General features: G+C 45.2%; 14 protein-coding genes. 5 read left to right on the top strand and 9 right to left on the bottom strand.

What is annotated here, in order from left to right; genetic code table 11:
- Window positions 1-24 precede the first annotated feature (24 nt).
- Window positions 25-1,647 (bottom strand): phosphoethanolamine transferase, encoded by a 1,623-nt coding sequence (locus tag ABT58_RS17010; protein ID WP_047875627.1) that lies wholly within the window; start codon window positions 1,645-1,647, stop codon window positions 25-27.
- A 318-nt stretch (window positions 1,648-1,965) separates the two neighbouring features.
- Here ABT58_RS17010 and ABT58_RS17005 point away from each other — a divergent pair, with 318 nt between their 5' ends.
- Window positions 1,966-2,613, top strand: coding sequence for an RpiB/LacA/LacB family sugar-phosphate isomerase (locus ABT58_RS17005; protein ID WP_047875626.1), 648 nt, complete (start codon window positions 1,966-1,968; stop codon window positions 2,611-2,613).
- A gap of 105 nt (window positions 2,614-2,718) precedes the next feature.
- Here the strand turns inward: ABT58_RS17005 and ABT58_RS17000 are convergent, their stop codons facing one another.
- A complete protein-coding gene (locus tag ABT58_RS17000; RefSeq protein ID WP_373300220.1) occupies window positions 2,719-3,231 on the bottom strand; it encodes a YgjV family protein in 513 nt (170 codons plus the stop codon).
- Between the two features lie 79 nt (window positions 3,232-3,310).
- Window positions 3,311-4,072 (bottom strand): 2-dehydro-3-deoxy-D-gluconate 5-dehydrogenase KduD, encoded by a 762-nt coding sequence (kduD, locus tag ABT58_RS16995; RefSeq protein ID WP_047875625.1) that lies wholly within the window; start codon window positions 4,070-4,072, stop codon window positions 3,311-3,313.
- Window positions 4,073-4,351: 279 nt separating this feature from the next.
- On the opposite strand from kduD, the gene kdgR reads away from it, so the two are divergent.
- A complete protein-coding gene (kdgR, locus tag ABT58_RS16990) occupies window positions 4,352-5,137 on the top strand; it encodes a DNA-binding transcriptional regulator KdgR (RefSeq protein ID WP_047875624.1) in 786 nt (261 codons plus the stop codon).
- A gap of 224 nt (window positions 5,138-5,361) precedes the next feature.
- Window positions 5,362-5,988, top strand: a complete 627-nt coding sequence (locus ABT58_RS16985) for a bifunctional 4-hydroxy-2-oxoglutarate aldolase/2-dehydro-3-deoxy-phosphogluconate aldolase (RefSeq protein WP_047875623.1) — start codon at window positions 5,362-5,364, stop codon at window positions 5,986-5,988.
- Window positions 5,989-6,324: 336 nt separating this feature from the next.
- Here ABT58_RS16985 and ABT58_RS16980 read toward each other — a convergent pair whose 3' ends face one another.
- The 4 genes from ABT58_RS16980 to ABT58_RS16965 all read right to left on the bottom strand — a co-directional run bounded on the left by ABT58_RS16980 (window position 6,325) and on the right by ABT58_RS16965 (window position 10,524).
- Complete coding sequence (locus ABT58_RS16980) at window positions 6,325-6,903, bottom strand: DJ-1/PfpI family protein (protein WP_205625331.1); 579 nt, start codon at window positions 6,901-6,903, stop codon at window positions 6,325-6,327.
- Window positions 6,904-6,961: 58 nt separating this feature from the next.
- Window positions 6,962-7,927 (bottom strand): sugar kinase, encoded by a 966-nt coding sequence (locus tag ABT58_RS16975; protein ID WP_082211138.1) that lies wholly within the window; start codon window positions 7,925-7,927, stop codon window positions 6,962-6,964.
- A 127-nt stretch (window positions 7,928-8,054) separates the two neighbouring features.
- Window positions 8,055-8,909 (bottom strand): tagatose bisphosphate family class II aldolase, encoded by an 855-nt coding sequence (locus tag ABT58_RS16970; protein ID WP_047875622.1) that lies wholly within the window; start codon window positions 8,907-8,909, stop codon window positions 8,055-8,057.
- 106 nt (window positions 8,910-9,015) lie between these two features.
- Window positions 9,016-10,524 (bottom strand): DUF2264 domain-containing protein, encoded by a 1,509-nt coding sequence (locus ABT58_RS16965; RefSeq protein WP_047875621.1) that lies wholly within the window; start codon window positions 10,522-10,524, stop codon window positions 9,016-9,018.
- A gap of 411 nt (window positions 10,525-10,935) precedes the next feature.
- Between ABT58_RS16965 and ABT58_RS16960 the strand changes: the two genes are divergently transcribed.
- Together ABT58_RS16960 and ABT58_RS16955 are read left to right on the top strand one after the other, a co-directional pair.
- Complete coding sequence (locus ABT58_RS16960) at window positions 10,936-12,489, top strand: sulfatase family protein (RefSeq protein ID WP_047875620.1); 1,554 nt, start codon at window positions 10,936-10,938, stop codon at window positions 12,487-12,489.
- Window positions 12,490-12,553: 64 nt separating this feature from the next.
- Window positions 12,554-13,282 (top strand): oligogalacturonate-specific porin KdgM family protein, encoded by a 729-nt coding sequence (locus ABT58_RS16955; protein ID WP_047875619.1) that lies wholly within the window; start codon window positions 12,554-12,556, stop codon window positions 13,280-13,282.
- A gap of 646 nt (window positions 13,283-13,928) precedes the next feature.
- Here the strand turns inward: ABT58_RS16955 and ABT58_RS16950 are convergent.
- Window positions 13,929-15,560 (bottom strand): sulfatase family protein, encoded by a 1,632-nt coding sequence (locus tag ABT58_RS16950; protein WP_047875618.1) that lies wholly within the window; start codon window positions 15,558-15,560, stop codon window positions 13,929-13,931.
- 56 nt (window positions 15,561-15,616) lie between these two features.
- Entirely contained in the window at window positions 15,617-16,897 is a 1,281-nt protein-coding gene (locus tag ABT58_RS16945; protein WP_158261731.1) for an anaerobic sulfatase maturase, read from the bottom strand.
- Window positions 16,898-16,903 lie beyond the last annotated feature (6 nt).

Here is a 16,903-nt window from a genome sequence, read left to right as displayed (position 1 = left end):
TCGCACCGTTTGCGGCGCTTTCGCTCACTGTCGGCAAGCCGCCAACATGTCGAGATGAGGATCATACGTGTTGGTGCTGATATCCATCATGCCCAATACCGTATGAAAAACATTATCGTGCGACAGTTTATCATGTTGTGCGACCTGTGACATACACTGTCCATCCAAGCGCTGGTGCTGGGTAAACGTTGGCGAGAACCAGGTGATCATCGGAATGTGGGTTTGCTGACTCGGTGCGATGGAATATGGCATACCGTGCAGATAAATACCCTGCTCGCCCAACGACTCGCCGTGATCCGACATATACAGCATCGCCCCATTGACCTTGCTGCTCTCTTCTTTTAACAAGCCAATGATTTGATCCAAAATGTAATCGGTGTACACCAGTGAATTGTCATAGGTGTTAATCAAGGCTTCCTGTGAGCATTGCTGCAGATCGCTGGTTTCACACACTGGCTTAAAACGCGCAAAGGCTTTTGGATAACGCTTGGCGTACGTCGGGCCGTGACTGCCCATCAGATGCAGTACAATCACGGTATCCCCTTCAATATGGGCCAGCTGTTGTTTCAGCGGCTTCAGTAAGATGCCGTCGTAACACATGCCATCCGGACACAAAGTAGGATCATTGCTGCCCTGCGTGATGATCACGTTGACGCGATTCGCTACGCCTTTGCTGCCACTGTTATTATCGATCCATGTGACCGACACACCCGCATGCTTAAGCACATCCAACAAGCCTTCTTGATGGCGCGCCGTTAACGCGTCGTAATTGTCATGCGTCATGCGCGAGAACATACACGGCACAGACACAGCGGTGGCCGTGCCGCACGACGACACGTTCTGGTAACTCAAAATCGACTCTTTCGATAAATACGGATTGGTATTGCGATCGTAACCATCCAGTGCATAGTCTTGTGCGCGCGCCGTTTCCCCTACCACCAGCACTAATACATTAGGTTTGCCTTTTTCTGCAAGCGCCGCATTGCGATCCACCGCATCAGTACCGATGACCTCAAACGGTAAGTGCGCTTCATACACGCGCTCTTTTAACACGCGATAACCCGCACTGAGGAAGTTGGTCGGGTTGATCATGGCTTTAATTTCGCTGTGGTTACGCAATAAAGAGGCATAGTCTTTGTAATACAGGCCCGCAATCGCCCCGACCACCACAAGAGACAGCAAGATGCTCATGCCTTTCTTTAGTATAAGTTGACGGGTAGACGCGCCAAAATCGACTTTCACACGCCAGAGCAGAATCAACGGGATCACCGCCAAGCCAATAAACCAGCCAAACAACGCCGGCGACAGGTAACTGGTGGCTTCATGGGTATCGGTTTCCACCACATTAACCATCATGCCGTGGTCAAACACCACTCCGTACTGATACATGGCATAGGTCACCCCGGTGGCGGCCAGTATCAATACCGGCACAATCACCTTGTACACACGCGGCCAGATCAACAAGGTAAACACGACGTTCATCAACACAAAAATAAAGACGGGAACGGTCAACAAAAAGCCCCAACCCTGCACTTTTTGCGCGGCATACAACACCGACAAGTGATGCCATAAAGCCATGTTCTGAAACACTGTAAAGTACAGCGCGATCAGCAGGGTGAACCCCATACTGCGCAGTCGTCGTTGCATACCCGTCACCTAGATGTCATCAATGATTTACTGTTGTAAGTGTAAGTAAAAAGCACACGCTTTTTTGTCCGCTATTGTATGGATGATGGGGTTGGTGATGACAAATGGAGACAAAGCGTTTTCCTGTCATGCCGTTCTCTTTCGGCATCTCTCCCACAATCACCTGCCATCTGGCCTGTAATACAACATGACAACCATCACAAATCGTCATTCTTCACACAGTAAAAACGTGAACTTTATTTCTTTATTTTTGAAAAGCAGTTTTATTTTTGTAATTGATTTTTATAATTACCTTCATCATTACTAAGAGAGTCTTCTATGAAAATCGCACTCATGATGGAAAACAGCCAAGCCAACAAAAATGCTATGGTGCTTGAGCAACTCAATACGGTTGTTTCCGATTTACAGTATGACGTGTATAACGTCGGCATGAATGATGAACATGATCATCACCTCACTTATATTCACCTTGGCATCATGGCAAGCTTACTCATTAACGCTAAAGCGGTTGATTTTGTGGTAACGGGCTGCGGGACTGGCCAAGGTGCGATGATGTCACTGAACATTCACCCTGGTGTTGTGTGCGGTTACTGTCTTGATCCGTCAGATGCCTTCTTGTTCAATCAAATTAACAACGGCAACGCGCTATCTTTGGCTTTTGCGAAAGGCTTTGGCTGGGGCGCTGAACTCAATGTCCGCTATATCTTTGAAAAAGCTTTCACAACCGGTGAGCGCGGTCAGGGATATCCACTAGAACGCGCAGAACCACAACAACGTAACGCCGGTATCCTGAATGCGGTGAAAGCGGCTGTCGTGAAGGACAATTATCTCGATACACTGCGTGCTATCGACCCTGAATTAGTAAAGACTGCTGTCAGTGGGGAGCGTTTCCAACAATGCTTCTTTGATCATTGTCAGGACGATGATATTCGCGCATTTGTTTCGCAAATCATCGACCAAGCTTAATATAACATCAATCAACAGGCTGCTTCGGCAGCTTGTTGTGGCATCGCTTTTCTTAGCGGGCTTTACCTTCTACACACCATCTCTCGACATATACCCTCTCTTTATTTAGCGTGTCATTTCTTCCATTGGACGGGTTCGGTACAACCGATAAATCGTCAACATATTCACCGTCAACAAGGTACTTTCAAGCAACATTCCACCCCAAGATCCCACAAGAATATTATTCAACAGCCAAAAAGTCGCCCCGACAATAAAGGCGATACGCATTCTGATCCCTTGCAAACAGAACATGGCATACGTACCAATCGACGTACCAATAATCGGTAACCAGCCTAACGGATTGTCGACAATATAAAGTCCAATCAGCACATTGCAGGCAATGAACCCATACGCCAATGTTGGCGAAGAAAATTTCACCGATAATGTCGAACGACACGCAGACAACGCTGAACTCACCGCAGACGTGATCGCACCGAGTAATAAATAATGCATCATGTGATTGAGATTAAAGATCACCATCATCATCTTTAACCGTTTATCGTTCTTTTGATAAAAGGTAGAAATGCCTAACACATAACTCACTAAGCCTACGGCTTGCGCGATCCATACAACATCCATCAACTCACTCCAACTCGCGACATAACAAAAAAAGCGGTAACACATCACGTGTCACCGCTTGTTCTTTACGCCCTATGATTTATCGGGCTAGCCAACCACCATCGACTGCGATGGTGTACCCGTTAATGTAGGCTGCCGCATCAGACGCAAGGAACACACATGGGCCAGCAAGATCTTCTGGGTTACCCCAACGCTCCGCTGGAATACGTTCAAGAATCGCTGCATTACGCTGTTCATCAGCACGTAACTGCGCCGTATTGTTAGTGGCCATATATCCTGGGGCAATCGCGTTCACATTGATATTGTGCTTCGCCCATTCATTCGCCATCAGGCGTGTCACACCCATCACACCACTTTTCGATGCAGTATATGACGGAACACGGATACCACCTTGGTAAGACAACATTGAGGCAATATTAATGATCTTACCGCCGTGACCTTGTGAGATAAATTGTTTCGCCACGGCTTGCGACATAAAGAATACAGATTTGATGTTAATGTTCATTACGTCATCCCAATCTTGCTCAGAAAAATCGATCGCGTCATTACGACGAATAATACCGGCGTTATTCACCAGAATATCGATCTTACCGAAGTGTGATACCGCTTGATCAACAATACTGTTGATATCATCAGTTTTCATCAAGTTAGCACGAATATCGAGAAACTGACGGCCTGTTTGTGCCATTTTCTCAATCGTTTCTGTTGGCTCGACAATATTCACACCCACAATATCGCAACCCGCTTGCGCCAAACCCAACGCCATGCCCTGACCTAGTCCTGTATCGCAACCCGTTACGATAGCCACTTTGCCTTCAAGATTAAATGCATTAAGAATCATGTTATTTCCCTCACAGTCAGGTTTAGGCGTTCCCGCATAAGACCCAATGATTAATATGTGTCCCGTCAATGCTGCTGACTATACCATTACAAAAAGATACATCAAGTTTTTTGAAATACCGTTTTGATTTTTTATTTGCAGCTTTGCTTTTCATCACAAGATCACGATGAATGACAGGTGTGTTGCAATTTTTGAAAAAGCCTTTCAGAAAAATAGGCACAGAAAAGTGAAAACCGTATAATCTCGTTCATTAAGACTAATAACGTAAGGAACATTTAGATGGAGTCTTCCAAACAACCGGAAGCGGTCTCTTCAGTCATGAAGGTCTTTGGCATCCTTCAAGCGCTGGGTGAACAAAAAGAAATAGGGATCACCGATCTCTCTCAGCGATTAATGATGTCCAAGAGTACGGTGTACCGTTTTCTTCAAACGATGAAAACGTTGGGGTATGTCTCTCAGGAAGGAGAAGCTGATAAATATGCCCTCACGTTAAAACTGTTTGAGCTGGGTGCAAAGTCACTGGAAAACGTTGATCTTATTGCGCTTTGCGACCGAGAAATGCAAAAAATTTCTCAGCAGACCAATGAGGCCCTGCATCTGGGGGCGCTGGATGACAATGCCATCATTTACATCCACAAAATTGATTCAGGCTATAACCTGAGTATGCAATCGCGCATTGGTCGTCGTAACCCGCTATACAGCACTGCCATTGGCAAGGTACTACTGGCTTACCAGGCAGAAGCCTTTGTCCGCGATACGCTAAAAGATGTCGAGTTCATTAAACACACAGAAAAAACACTGGAAAACATCGAGCAGCTACTGAATGAACTGAACGATGTTAAAGCCAACGTGTATGCCGAAGATAATGAAGAGCAAGAACCTGGCTTGCGTTGTATCGCAGCGCCTGTGTTTGACCGATTCGGCAATGTCATCGCTGCATTATCCATCTCATTACCCACCATCCGATTTGATGAAAAACGTAAGTCTTACTACATCAATCTGCTTCACACAGCAGGGAAAACCGTTTCTGACCAACTCGGGTTTCATGACTACCCAATAAAATAGAAACACAGTTTCAAATTTATTGACTTATTTGCTTTCATTTTGGACAATACCCTCATGCATTTCCATGAGGGTATTTTTATGGCTGGAAAATGTAGGGCACAGATCAGCACTTACATGCCATTCAAACGACACCTTCTGCGACATATCGGTTATACGTCCACATCGCCATCCATACAGATTGCGATGCTTAAATCGTTACTGCATTTTTATCAAGGAGTGAAACAATGAGTCATCTAACATCACGCATGCGTGCGCTAAAAGTTATCCCTGTTATTGCGATTAAAGACGCCCATAAAGCGGCGAAGCTAGCGCAAGTACTGTCTGAAAATGGCTTACCTTGCGCGGAAGTTACTTTCCGCACAGAGGCGGCAGCCCAGGCCATTCGTAACATGCGTGAAGCGTACCCTGACATGCTCATTGGTGCAGGCACCGTCTTAACCACCCAACAAGTTGATGCCGCTATCGAAGCAGGTGTCGACTTTATTGTCAGCCCGGGCTTTAACCCAACAACGGTGAAATACTGCCAACAGCGCAATATGCCTATCATCCCGGGCGTGAATAACCCAAGCTTGGTTGAACAAGCCATGGAGATGGGGCTTAACACCTTGAAATTCTTCCCTGCTGAGCCGTCTGGCGGCGTAGAAATGTTGAAAGCCCTGTCTGCTGTCTATCCGGTTTCTTTCATGCCAACAGGCGGCGTGAACCCTGCTAACGTTAATCAATATCTTGCTTTGAACGCTGTATTTGCTTGTGGCGGAACATGGATGGTACCGGGCAACCTGATTGATGAAGAGCGCTGGGATGAACTGGCTGAATTAGTGAAAAATGTCGCGACAATTGTCGGCGAATAAAATCAGCGCTGATAACATCATTTTTCCATGTTGATCATGAAAAACACTAAGCAGCGATCCGGTCGCTGCTTTTTTGTCTTCAGTTTCTATCTCCACGTTCTCCCCTTCAGTTTCTTTATTTCTATCCTTACCGATAGATGGAAAGCGCCAATCTCTTCCTCGTTACTTATCCGTCATCTATCATGACGTATCCTACTTTTTGCTCTTTCAGCCATATGGGCAGAAAAAAAAGCCCCATCGCTGAGGTTGCGATAGGGCAAAAAGGGTTACGCAGTAGACCACCCTCGACGTTTATAATACGAAGCAGATAAAAAAGACCTGATGATAGAATAAGTATTAACGTAGCGGCCAATGCTCAAAATAAATGTGATTCGCCTGCCAATCCACTTTCTCTTGGTTATCCGTCAACAACATTTTGGCAACGGTAAAGGCAAATTCAAAACTCACACCCAGCCCCCGTCCCGTAATAAAGTTATCGGTTACCACCACTTTTTGATTAATAAACTGACCATCTTCAAACTTGTCTGCCAATTTATCACCGGTCGTATACTGACGACCTTCCAATAAGCCATGTGCCGCTAACACTTTGGCGCCAGATGAACATAAAGCACAAATGTATTTATTGTCTGCAATGTGACGTTTAATAAAGTCAATCACCATTGGGTTAGCCGTTAAATTGTCCGTGCCCTTCGGCCCACCAGGCATCATCACCGCATCGTACGTACGGTCATAGCACTGTTTCAGGGTATCATCTGCCGTAATACGGGTTTCAAAGTAGGTCTTAAGTGCGGTGGTTTCCATACAAGAAAGCACATCTACTTTAATATCTAGACGACGCATAATATCGATAAAGACAACCGCTTCACCTTCTTCAAACCCATCAGCCAACAAGACTGCGACATGTTTCATCGTCATTTTGCCTCCAACGCATGACTATCCATTTCATTGATATACTGCCGGTCAACGACTGACATTAAATGCTCATTAATTCGGTAATGTAGTGGGTTTGATCCCGAGGAATGATCGCACCTTGATGCTGAATAACCCGAGAGGCTAATTTATTCCCCCAATGGCAACATTCCGCCATCGTCATTCCCATTGACCAAGCAGCCAGATACCCCGCATTAAATGAATCTCCAGCGGCGGTGGTATCCACGACATGATCGACTTTATTGGTTCGCGCCTGACCACTTTGCCCCTTCTCAGACCACATTGCGCCTTCGCTTCCCAGTTTCACCACCACTTGTTTCACTCCCATTGAATGTAAACGTGTGGCAATGATGCTGGCAGGAGAATCTTGCATACCTAGCATGGCATCTTCGTCTTCTGCGGTGACCAACGCAATGTCGCTAAGCTGGTATAACTTACCTAACCATTCACAAGCATCTGCCGCATTTGGCCATAAACGCGGACGATAATTGGAGTCGACGGCAATTTTCACCCCTGACGCTTTAAGTGATTCAAGGGCCAGTAAGAAGGCGTGTTTATCTTCATCAGAAAAAATGGCCAATGAAATCCCGGTTAAGTAAACCAGATCGTAAGACTGTAACGTCGCCATGATCGTCGAGAATTGAGCCTGCTGGCAAAGCGCTTTTGCTGCCGACTCTCCGCGCCAATAATGGAAGGTACGCTCACCTTGCTCGTCCAACTCGATGGCATACATACCCGGCAATTTACCAGGGATTTGTACGGTTAATGCCGTATCAATGCCTTCATCCTGCCATGCTTTTAGCATGTGCTGGCTGTAAGTATCTTCCCCTAGCGCAGTAACATAACTCGGGGCAAGTCCTGGCACCAAACGGGAAAGGTACAACGCCGTATTCAACGTATCTCCCCCAAACCGTTGCTCTTGGCCTGAAAACGGTTTACCGCTTAATTCGATCATGCACTCACCGATCACGGCGATTTTCTTTGGCTTAAATGCCGATGACGTATCCATCGCAATATGTTCCATTATTTGAAGTCTGGAGAAGAATGAAAGAAAAATGGCTACACCGCATTAATAAAGGGGAACATGCGATGTAGCCAAAGCACAGAAGATTGCGTGCTGATTCTTTCAAACGTGTTTACAGTTTACCGGCGCTACCGCACACAGTAATTTTATCCATCACCACTTTCTTCATCGCTTCCTTACCCGGAACAATGTAGTGACGCGGATCATTCGCATTAGGATGTTCAACAAAGTACTGCTTCACCGCATCAGAGAAAGCAATTTTCAACTCTGTTGCGACATTCACTTTGGTGATACCCAATTCAATACAACGACGCACATCAGCATCCGGTACACCTGAAGCGCCATGAAGAACAAGTGGCACATCTGTTTTGCTACGGATGATCCCCAGACGATCAAAGTCTAAGCGAGGTTCTTCTTTGTACATACCATGCGCAGTACCGATGGCGATAGCCAGCGAGTCGATCCCCGTTTTTGTCACGAACTCGAATGCCGCATCTGGATCGGTATACAGAGCATCTTTTGCATCCACGATCAGATCATCTTCTTGCCCACCCAGGCGCCCTAACTCGGCTTCTACTGAACAGTCCCAGCGGTGACAGAACGACACCACTTGCTTAACCAATTCAATATTTTTTTCAAATGTCAGGTGTGAACCATCAATCATCGCAGACTTAATGCCTGCTTCCACTTTCTGACAAATATCACTGTAAGACTCGTGGTGATCAAGGTGAAGCGCAATCGGCATTTTGTAACGGCGAGCGGCTTCTTGACAGATCCCAACCAAGTACTCCGTACCCGCATAAGAATAAGTCCCCGGCGTCCCCGCAAGGATCACTGGCGATTGCATCTCTGCTGCCGTTTCAACAATAACTTGCACTGTTTCTAAGTTGTGAATGTTAAACGCGGGAACGGCGTACCCACCCTTTTGCGCCTTAAGTAGCATTTCATGCGATGAAACCAAAAACATATAAAACCCCAGTTCTTCGTTATCTTTCGCCAGATGATATTCGAAACAAAAAGAAAAAGAAAAGACCTAGATCACACATTTACTTTCAAATCGAAAGCATTTAAAACTAAAAGAAATGTGACATTTTCGAGCTATAGCACGTAATACCTTTTCTCAACAGGTTGTTTTTCGGTCTTTCTGCCCGTCCTGTCAGGATTTCTTGCATTTTTTTCCAATAGGTTTGCGTTTCAAGACGGCGAGAAGGCGGCGATTGCTCTTGTGTATAATCCGATCGAAATATCACAACGACCTCTTTCGTTTTGAAAGTCCCTATAACCGTTGCTTCAATGGCTGGAATATCAAACATGAAGTCCTGCTGTTCTATCGCCAAAGGGCTTTCTTCTGCCTGCCATAACCCAATTTTATCACCACAGAACAAGGCAATATTCAGTGCCCGTAATGACCAAAAGCTACTGGCGGGGCCACTGTAGTTATCCACTAAACGCGGATCATCACTAAACACCCCTTGTGTCGGCGCACCGTTTTTCAACGCCCCATTGGCAATGAAATAATCTAAGCTGACACGAAATGCCCTTTTGGTTTCACCAATAGATAAACGGCTCGTTGCCGCATCATCGCATCTGGGAGCATTATGATTCACCGCCAATGTCGCGAGCAAAGGTGAAGCGGCCGCCAGACGATAACAGGCACTGCGGCCAAACAACGGAAGCCCTTGCGGTGTAAAGAAGTACCGGAAACGCTCAGAAAAAGCATTCAAGCTGGTACGGATAAATTCTGGGTCAAACGCTGGATCAATACAGTCCAACCAATACAGTGAGTAGAAAAATCCCCAGGCATTGTAGTAATCGTAATTCCCTTTTGCGCCATCACGGAACCACCCATCCCCAACATAAAACGCTTTTGTTCTTTCGTAGCGCACATGTTCAACATGGTCTTCACCAGTCAGTGCCTTCACCACCAGCTGTACCGTGAGTGGGAACAAATGCCAATTATTATCAACCGTTTGGCAATGATTCACTTGCTTAAACCAATCGATGATCTGTCGCTGCTGTGTTGTATTGTAGGTATCCCATACCTGCTTGCGACTTAACCATAATGCCAGCGCTAAATCCGCGCTTTCGCATGTGCGTTGGTCATAGTCATGCAGCGTGCCCCAATAGCCAGGATGCTGTGGATCCGTGCCAGCAAGAAAGGCTTTATGTATCCAAGAGGTCACATCTAATGGCTTTCCTGTAATGCCCTGTAGCATCGGGCTATCTTCCTGCTGTTGCGAGAGCCAGGCTGCCAATGTGGGTAGAACTCGACTGCATCCTTCCATGGCATCTGTGCGTGCCGTTTGCTGACTCGGACGCCCCGGGTAATAGGCATGGGTATAGTCCCACATTGCATAATGCTCAAACGCTTCAGCGACATAACGCACCAGATCATCACATTGCTGTTTTAATGGATTCTCTGATGAAAACAGCTGCTGAATATAGGCATCGTGCTGCGTGTATGCTTTTTTTCGATAGCGCAACCGAATGGCATTTTCCTTCATCAACTTTAGATACATCGACAAGTCAGGATGTTCATAGGGAATGATCGGGCGAGCTGTCGCGGTAATGTCTTTTTGCATGTCATTTTATCCATAAAATTTGCAGCAGGTACGATATGGCACCTGCAAAACCGGTGATTCAAACGCCATAACAGGTAATTACCCCCTATTACGCGCATTACAAATGAAAACAATCAAAAGATAACTGTGTCTTACAAGCATATGATGATGGTAAGTGAAAACAACAATCTTTGATTTGAAAGATAGTGAACTAGAATTTCGCATATTCTTTGTTCATCGCCATTGTTATCAGACAAAAAATGCTGGACAGATCAACAAATTCACATGCCAAAAATTTCACATTGTTTATTTTGTGATCCGAAACACGGCTAGCACCCCTTCGATAGCTTACGCTTCGAAGGTATACGCAAGTATATTTGTTTTTGTTTACTTTTACATGCTGTGTTTTCACTTACTGTAGGAATTAAGAGTATGTCTATTACTCGTCGTGGATTGCTAAAAGGAATAGCCGCCTCCAGTGCGCTTGCAGGCGCCAGCTTTACTGTTAATGCTGCTATCACAACAAAAGAAGATTCAACACATACAAGCAAACAGAAGAAACCGAACTTACTGATCGTTTTCCCGGATGAGTTTCGTGCGCAAGCATTGGGATTCATGAAGCAAGACAACAGCCTTACCCCACATTTGGATCGCTTTGCTAAGCAAAGTGTGGTGCTCAAACAAGCGGTTTCTAACTTTCCGCTTTGTACCCCATTTCGTGGCATGTTAATGACTGGGCAATATCCTTACCGTAATGGTATTCAAGGTAATAGCCATACCGGTGTGCCAGGAACTTTTGGCGGTAAAGACTTTGGTATTGAACTGAAGAAAAATACCGTGACTTGGTCCGATATCCTGAAAGAACAGGGATATAGCATGGGGTATATCGGTAAATGGCACCTTGATGCGCCTGAACCACCTTTTGTGCCTAGCTATAACAACCCGATGGAAGGCCGTTACTGGAATGATTGGACGGCACCGGATCGTCGCCATGGTTTTGACTTCTGGCACGCCTACGGCACTTACGATCTACACTTGAAGCCAATCTATTGGACCAATGATACGCCGCGCGATCAGCCACTTCATGTTGATCAATGGAGTCCTGAGCACGAAGCGGATGTTGCGATTAATTACTTACGCAACACCAATGGGCAGTACCGTGATGAGAGCAAACCGTTCACGCTGGTGATTTCGATGAACCCACCGCATTCACCGTATGACCAAGTACCCGAAAAATATTTGGATCGTTTTGCAGGGAAATCCTCCAAAGAGCTGAATGACCGTCCGAACGTACAGTGGGACAAACAATATCTTGAAGGGTACGGGCCAGACTATTTCAAAGAATATATGGCGATGGTCAATGGCGTAGATGAGCAATTCGGTCGCATTATTGATGAGTTAGACCGACTTAATCTCGCCAACGATACGCTTGTGGTGTTCTTCTCCGACCACGGCTGTTGCATGGGCTCAAATGGTCAGCCGACTAAGAACGTACATTATGAAGAATCAATGCGTATTCCTATGATCTTCCGATGGCCGGGAAAATTGGCACCACAGCAAAATGATTTGCTGTTCTCTGCCCCCGATATTTATCCAACCTTGTTTGGCTTAATGGGGATGCAAGATCTTATTCCAGACACCGTGGAAGGCACAAACTTTGCGCGTACCTTGCAAGGCCAGTCTGGGGATAAACAACCGACGTCTCAATTCTATACCTTCATGCCTTATGGTGGGCAATCTTATGGTCGCCGTGGCGTACGCACCAATCGCTACACACTCGTGATTGATCGTAAGATAGGTAAACCATTGACGTTCACGTTACATGACAACCAAAAAGATCCTTACCAAATGGTCAACATTGCCCACAACAATAAAGCATTAATTGACCAACTTGTGCATGAAGAATTAATACCGTGGTTAGAGCATACCGGTGATCCTTGGCGTCCAACGGAAGTACCGGCAAACAGCGCTAAAGCTTATACATAAAACGGATTTCACATAAATATCATTTACTTTATTTAAAACACTACACATATTAGGGAATATAATAATGAACACATTAACCAAAGTGGTTATTGCCACTTCGCTTTTGTCTGTCGGAACTCATGCGCTAGCTAATGACTATAAAACAACCATTGAATACCGCCACCAATATGTCGATGGTGGAAATAAACACAGTGACCGTATTAAAGCCTTTTTAGATACAGGTAAAGGTCTGGGTTTTGAATTGGACGCACGTTATAACAACGACCAAAAAGATAACATGTTTGATTCAATGAACATGAACGGTTCTGAATTTTCTGCTTTCTATTATACCAAGCTCAATCCAAATACAGTTGGCCTTGTAGGTATGTCTCTTGACTTTTCAGAACCGGGACTTATTTATGTACCTTACGCACGTTTGAACTACAAATTTGATAATAATATCCGTGTTCAAGCACGATACAAATGGAAGCTATGGGATTACGGTATGACAGGCCAAGATGGTTCAAGCTACCACTCTAAAATTCAACAATTTGATACTTGGCTTGGCTACAACATTCAAAACTGGGATTTCCAGTATGAATTCAACATTTGGAAAGAAATGGAAAGTAACGGCAAGCCATTATTTGATAATGATGACATGAACTACTTACACAACTTCCGTTTAATGTACACCTACAAAACGGCAGAAGGCACCATCTGGCGTCCATTTGTGGAAGTGGGTAATATTAGCCAAAGCAATATCACCGACGACCGTCAAACTCGCTACCGTATGGGTATCAAGTACACCTGGTAAGCCTCAAACCTAAAAATAACATTGTTGGCTAGACACTTAACGAAGCCTTTGCATTGCAAAGGCTTTTTTATGTCATCTTATCTAGATATAAATAATAGATGCCCAATGAACCAGCCTCTTGGAACCGCCTTTCTTATTTGTAACGATGTGATAGAACGTTCGAACTGTCATTATCATCCCTCTTATAATATACCTCCGTCGCTCACCGTCACTGTATCTATAACAATAACGTTATGATCATGATATTTAGCTGCGTACTTATCACTATGATGACGTTATCAAACTCGTAATATAAACCTGTTCATCCTTATCACCTCTCATCTCTTCGCTCCTGCAATAAATTATTTTTCCACATCTTTGTTTACCACTTTATTATCCACGAGACAGCTCGCATGCAAAATGAAAAACACATAAATAGATACGTGTACATAAACAGCAGAACAGCCAATGACGTTGTACCATGCAATTATATCTAATAAAAAGAAAGTCAATCTAAAGCCACTATAGAAATCAACATGCATTGAATGCACGATGAATATCAAATAAATGTAAATAGAAAACCTAATAATAAAAAAGCCAAAAGCAGATGCTTTTGGCTTTTTATGATAGATAGTTGGATTTATTTACAAGATATAGTGATACTAAATTAGTTCTTCACTAAATTAGGTGAACTTTTCGCTGATTCAGTCAATACATGGTAACGGTCTTGGCCCCACGCAACGGGTTTTGGCTTATCTTTAATCCAGTTGTAGAACGCATTTTTCATTTCAGCGACTTTTTCAGGATGTTTTTCAGCTAAGTCTTGAGACTCAGATGGATCCAGTTTGTCATTGAACAATTTGACCTTGTTCGAGCCATCATCATAGAAATACAATGCCCAATCTTGATCACGGATCGCCCAAGAACCTTTTGATAGCTTCTCTAGGTTCGGGTTTTGTGGAATCTCATCACTTTCATACGTGATCCACTTCCAGTAGCCGTACCAGAACGGGTCGTTCTCTTCACTGTAGTGTTTAGCACCAGGACCCGCCCAGTAAATGTAGTCATGCGGGGACTGTTTCTCTTCACCTGCCATTACCGGCAGAATATCCTGTCCATCCACTTTCATGTCAGCCGGGATCTCAATGCCCGCCGCTTTCAATGCAGTCGGTAGAATGTCCAAAGCTGAAATCAATGTATGGTTGTTCTTACCGGCTGGGATCTGATCTGGCCAAGACACTACAAATGGAACACGTACACCGCCGTTATACATCTGACCTTTATAGCCGCGATCCATACCGTTCATCGGCATTGGGGATTCATGCACCGCACCATTGTCTGACAGGAAGAAGATCATGGTGTTATCTAACTCACCTTTCTCTTTCAATAGATCCATGATCTGACCAAGACCTTCGTCAGCCGCGTTAATGGCAGCGAAGTACTTATCGGCTTCCACGTTGCCGGTGTTAAAGCGATCCATGTATTTCGCCGGTGATGCGTCTTCCAATGGAATATGCGGTACGCTGTAAGCCAAGTTGATAAAGAACGGCTTGTCGCCACTCTCTTTAATAAATTCCAACGTTTTATTCGTCAGATTATGGGTCAAATAACCTGGTGCGGGAATATTTTTACCATTTTCATAAATCGCAGGGGAGTTCCAAAGTGCGGCACCGGAGGCATAAAAACTGTATGAGTAATCAAAGCCACGTTCTTCCGGACCAAACCCTTTGCCCACAACAGGGATCTGAATATCGTGATAATCGCGAGTACGCGCATCTTCCGCGACACGATTCTTACTGACGATCTGTGCATTGTGCCATTTACCAATGTTCGCGGTACGGTAGCCATTTTCCTGGAACAATGCTGGCAGCAATTTCACATCCAGAGGGATCCCTTTTAGGGCATCATCATTACTGTACGTACCAAAACTGGTTGGATAGCGACCGGTAAAAATACCTGCACGCGACGGCCCACATACAGGGTGTGCAACAAACGCATTGGTCATTTTCACGCCGTTGTCAGCCAGTTCTGCCACATTGGGCATGGCGCGCTGCGCGGCATCAATCATTTTATCCAGATCACCCTGATAACGTACTGGCACAGGGCGCTTCGCCAGCTCATCTTTATCTAAGCTGTCCAATGCAAAATCCAGCTGCCCTGTACCCAGGTCATCCATGATCACTAACAAAACGTTGGGTTGTTCAACTGGCTTGGCGGCATAGGCACTCAATGGTGCCGCAACACACGCTGCAGCAACGAGACTGGCAACCACTGTCTTATTCGCTAATGACAGGTTCATTATTCACTCCTTACTTCCGTTGTTATGTAAAAAATGGCAAATCCATACGATTTGCATTAGGCAAAAACATGTTGATGACGCATTTTTTTCAATAACGGTAGGGCATCAGCGGCGGTTCCCCCTTGGCTGATGGTTTGCGCCATGACATGCATTGCCGGTGCAGTGTGGCGAAAAATACGTTGATACGATTCACACAAATAATTGTGCTTATGTTTTTGACCGGCCTGCGTCACAATGCGGTGTTTAGGGCAGCCGCCGTAACACAAACCATGGACTTCGCAAGATTGACACTGATCGGTCAACCTCAATGATTTTGCTTGCCCAAAACGTTGTTGCTGCTTACTGGTTGCCAGTTTGCTAAGTGTTGTTTGAGCAATATTGCCTAACCGGTTAGCCGGGTACACATAATGGTCACAAGAATAGACATCACCATTGGCTTCAATCACCATGGCTTGCCCACAGTTTTTGGACTGCACGCAGACAGAGGCAGGATAGCCCAACCAGGTTGCTAGAACGCTGTCAAACATGCGGACATACACATGACCCACATCTTCTTTCAGCCATTCTTCAAATACCTGCGTCATGAACTCACCGTAACCATGGGCAGGCACAGAGAAGTGCGTCAATACCGCTTCCCTATTTGGCGCATAATGATCCGTCGATTGCTGCGCCGAACCTTGTACCTCCACAATGGGAATAAACTGCATGTGTTTTGCACCTAACGATTTCAAAAACTGATAGGTTTCTTTTCCCTTGTTCCAGTTTTGATCGTTAATCACCGTCAGCACATTAAATTCCACTTGGAATTCTAACAGCAGATCGATCGTACGTTTTACACGCTCAAACGTCGGTTTGCCATTCACAGAGATACGGTATTTATCATGCACCTCTGGAGTACCATCCACTGAAACGCCAATCAGAAATTGGTGTTCAGCAAAGAACTGTGCCCACTGTCGATTAATGGCTACCGCATTGGTCTGGAAGCTGTTTGTGATGGCTTTCCCTGCGGCGTACTGGCGCTGATACTTCACAACACGGCGATAAAAATCGAGCCCCGCTAACGTTGGTTCACCGCCCTGCCAAGAGAAATCGATACTGTCTGATGGTTGAGAGGCAATGTAGTCTCGAACATAGCGCTTCAATACGCTATCTGACATCACATCTTGTTGGGGCTTCACCGTTGTCGGCTGGGATTGTCCACACGGTGACGACGTCTTTCCATCAAGCAATGCTTCTTTTTCTAAATAGAAACAATATTCACATTTCAGGTTACAACGATAACTCGTCGGTTTCGCCATCATATGAAAACGCGCTTTCAGGGGATTTGCCTGCACCATGGACTT

This window comes from Photobacterium aphoticum, assembly GCF_001029435.1.
GTDB lineage: Bacteria > Pseudomonadota > Gammaproteobacteria > Enterobacterales > Vibrionaceae > Photobacterium > Photobacterium aphoticum.
Note: the sequence above shows the minus strand (reverse complement) of the source record. Positions and strands in the feature narration are given on the sequence as shown.

Excerpts from the sequence above, each read along its gene's own strand:
- kdgR (WP_047875624.1), top strand. The coding sequence starts at position 4,352 with ATGGAGTCTTCCAAACAACCGGAAGCGGTCTCTTCAGTCATGAAGGTC.
- ABT58_RS17010 (WP_047875627.1), bottom strand. The coding sequence starts at position 1,647 with ATGCAACGACGACTGCGCAGTATGGGGTTCACCCTGCTGATCGCGCTG.
- ABT58_RS16965 (WP_047875621.1), bottom strand. The coding sequence starts at position 10,524 with ATGCAAAAAGACATTACCGCGACAGCTCGCCCGATCATTCCCTATGAA.
- ABT58_RS16960 (WP_047875620.1), top strand. The coding sequence starts at position 10,936 with ATGTCTATTACTCGTCGTGGATTGCTAAAAGGAATAGCCGCCTCCAGT.
- ABT58_RS16950 (WP_047875618.1), bottom strand. The coding sequence starts at position 15,560 with ATGAACCTGTCATTAGCGAATAAGACAGTGGTTGCCAGTCTCGTTGCT.
- ABT58_RS16955 (WP_047875619.1), top strand. The coding sequence starts at position 12,554 with ATGAACACATTAACCAAAGTGGTTATTGCCACTTCGCTTTTGTCTGTC.
- ABT58_RS16945 (WP_158261731.1), bottom strand. The coding sequence starts at position 16,897 with ATGGTGCAGGCAAATCCCCTGAAAGCGCGTTTTCATATGATGGCGAAA.
- ABT58_RS16970 (WP_047875622.1), bottom strand. The coding sequence starts at position 8,909 with ATGTTTTTGGTTTCATCGCATGAAATGCTACTTAAGGCGCAAAAGGGT.
- ABT58_RS16985 (WP_047875623.1), top strand. The coding sequence starts at position 5,362 with ATGAGTCATCTAACATCACGCATGCGTGCGCTAAAAGTTATCCCTGTT.
- ABT58_RS17000 (WP_373300220.1), bottom strand. The coding sequence starts at position 3,231 with ATGGATGTTGTATGGATCGCGCAAGCCGTAGGCTTAGTGAGTTATGTG.
- kduD (WP_047875625.1), bottom strand. The coding sequence starts at position 4,072 with ATGATTCTTAATGCATTTAATCTTGAAGGCAAAGTGGCTATCGTAACG.
- ABT58_RS16975 (WP_082211138.1), bottom strand. The coding sequence starts at position 7,927 with ATGGATACGTCATCGGCATTTAAGCCAAAGAAAATCGCCGTGATCGGT.
- ABT58_RS17005 (WP_047875626.1), top strand. The coding sequence starts at position 1,966 with ATGAAAATCGCACTCATGATGGAAAACAGCCAAGCCAACAAAAATGCT.
- ABT58_RS16980 (WP_205625331.1), bottom strand. The coding sequence starts at position 6,903 with ATGACGATGAAACATGTCGCAGTCTTGTTGGCTGATGGGTTTGAAGAA.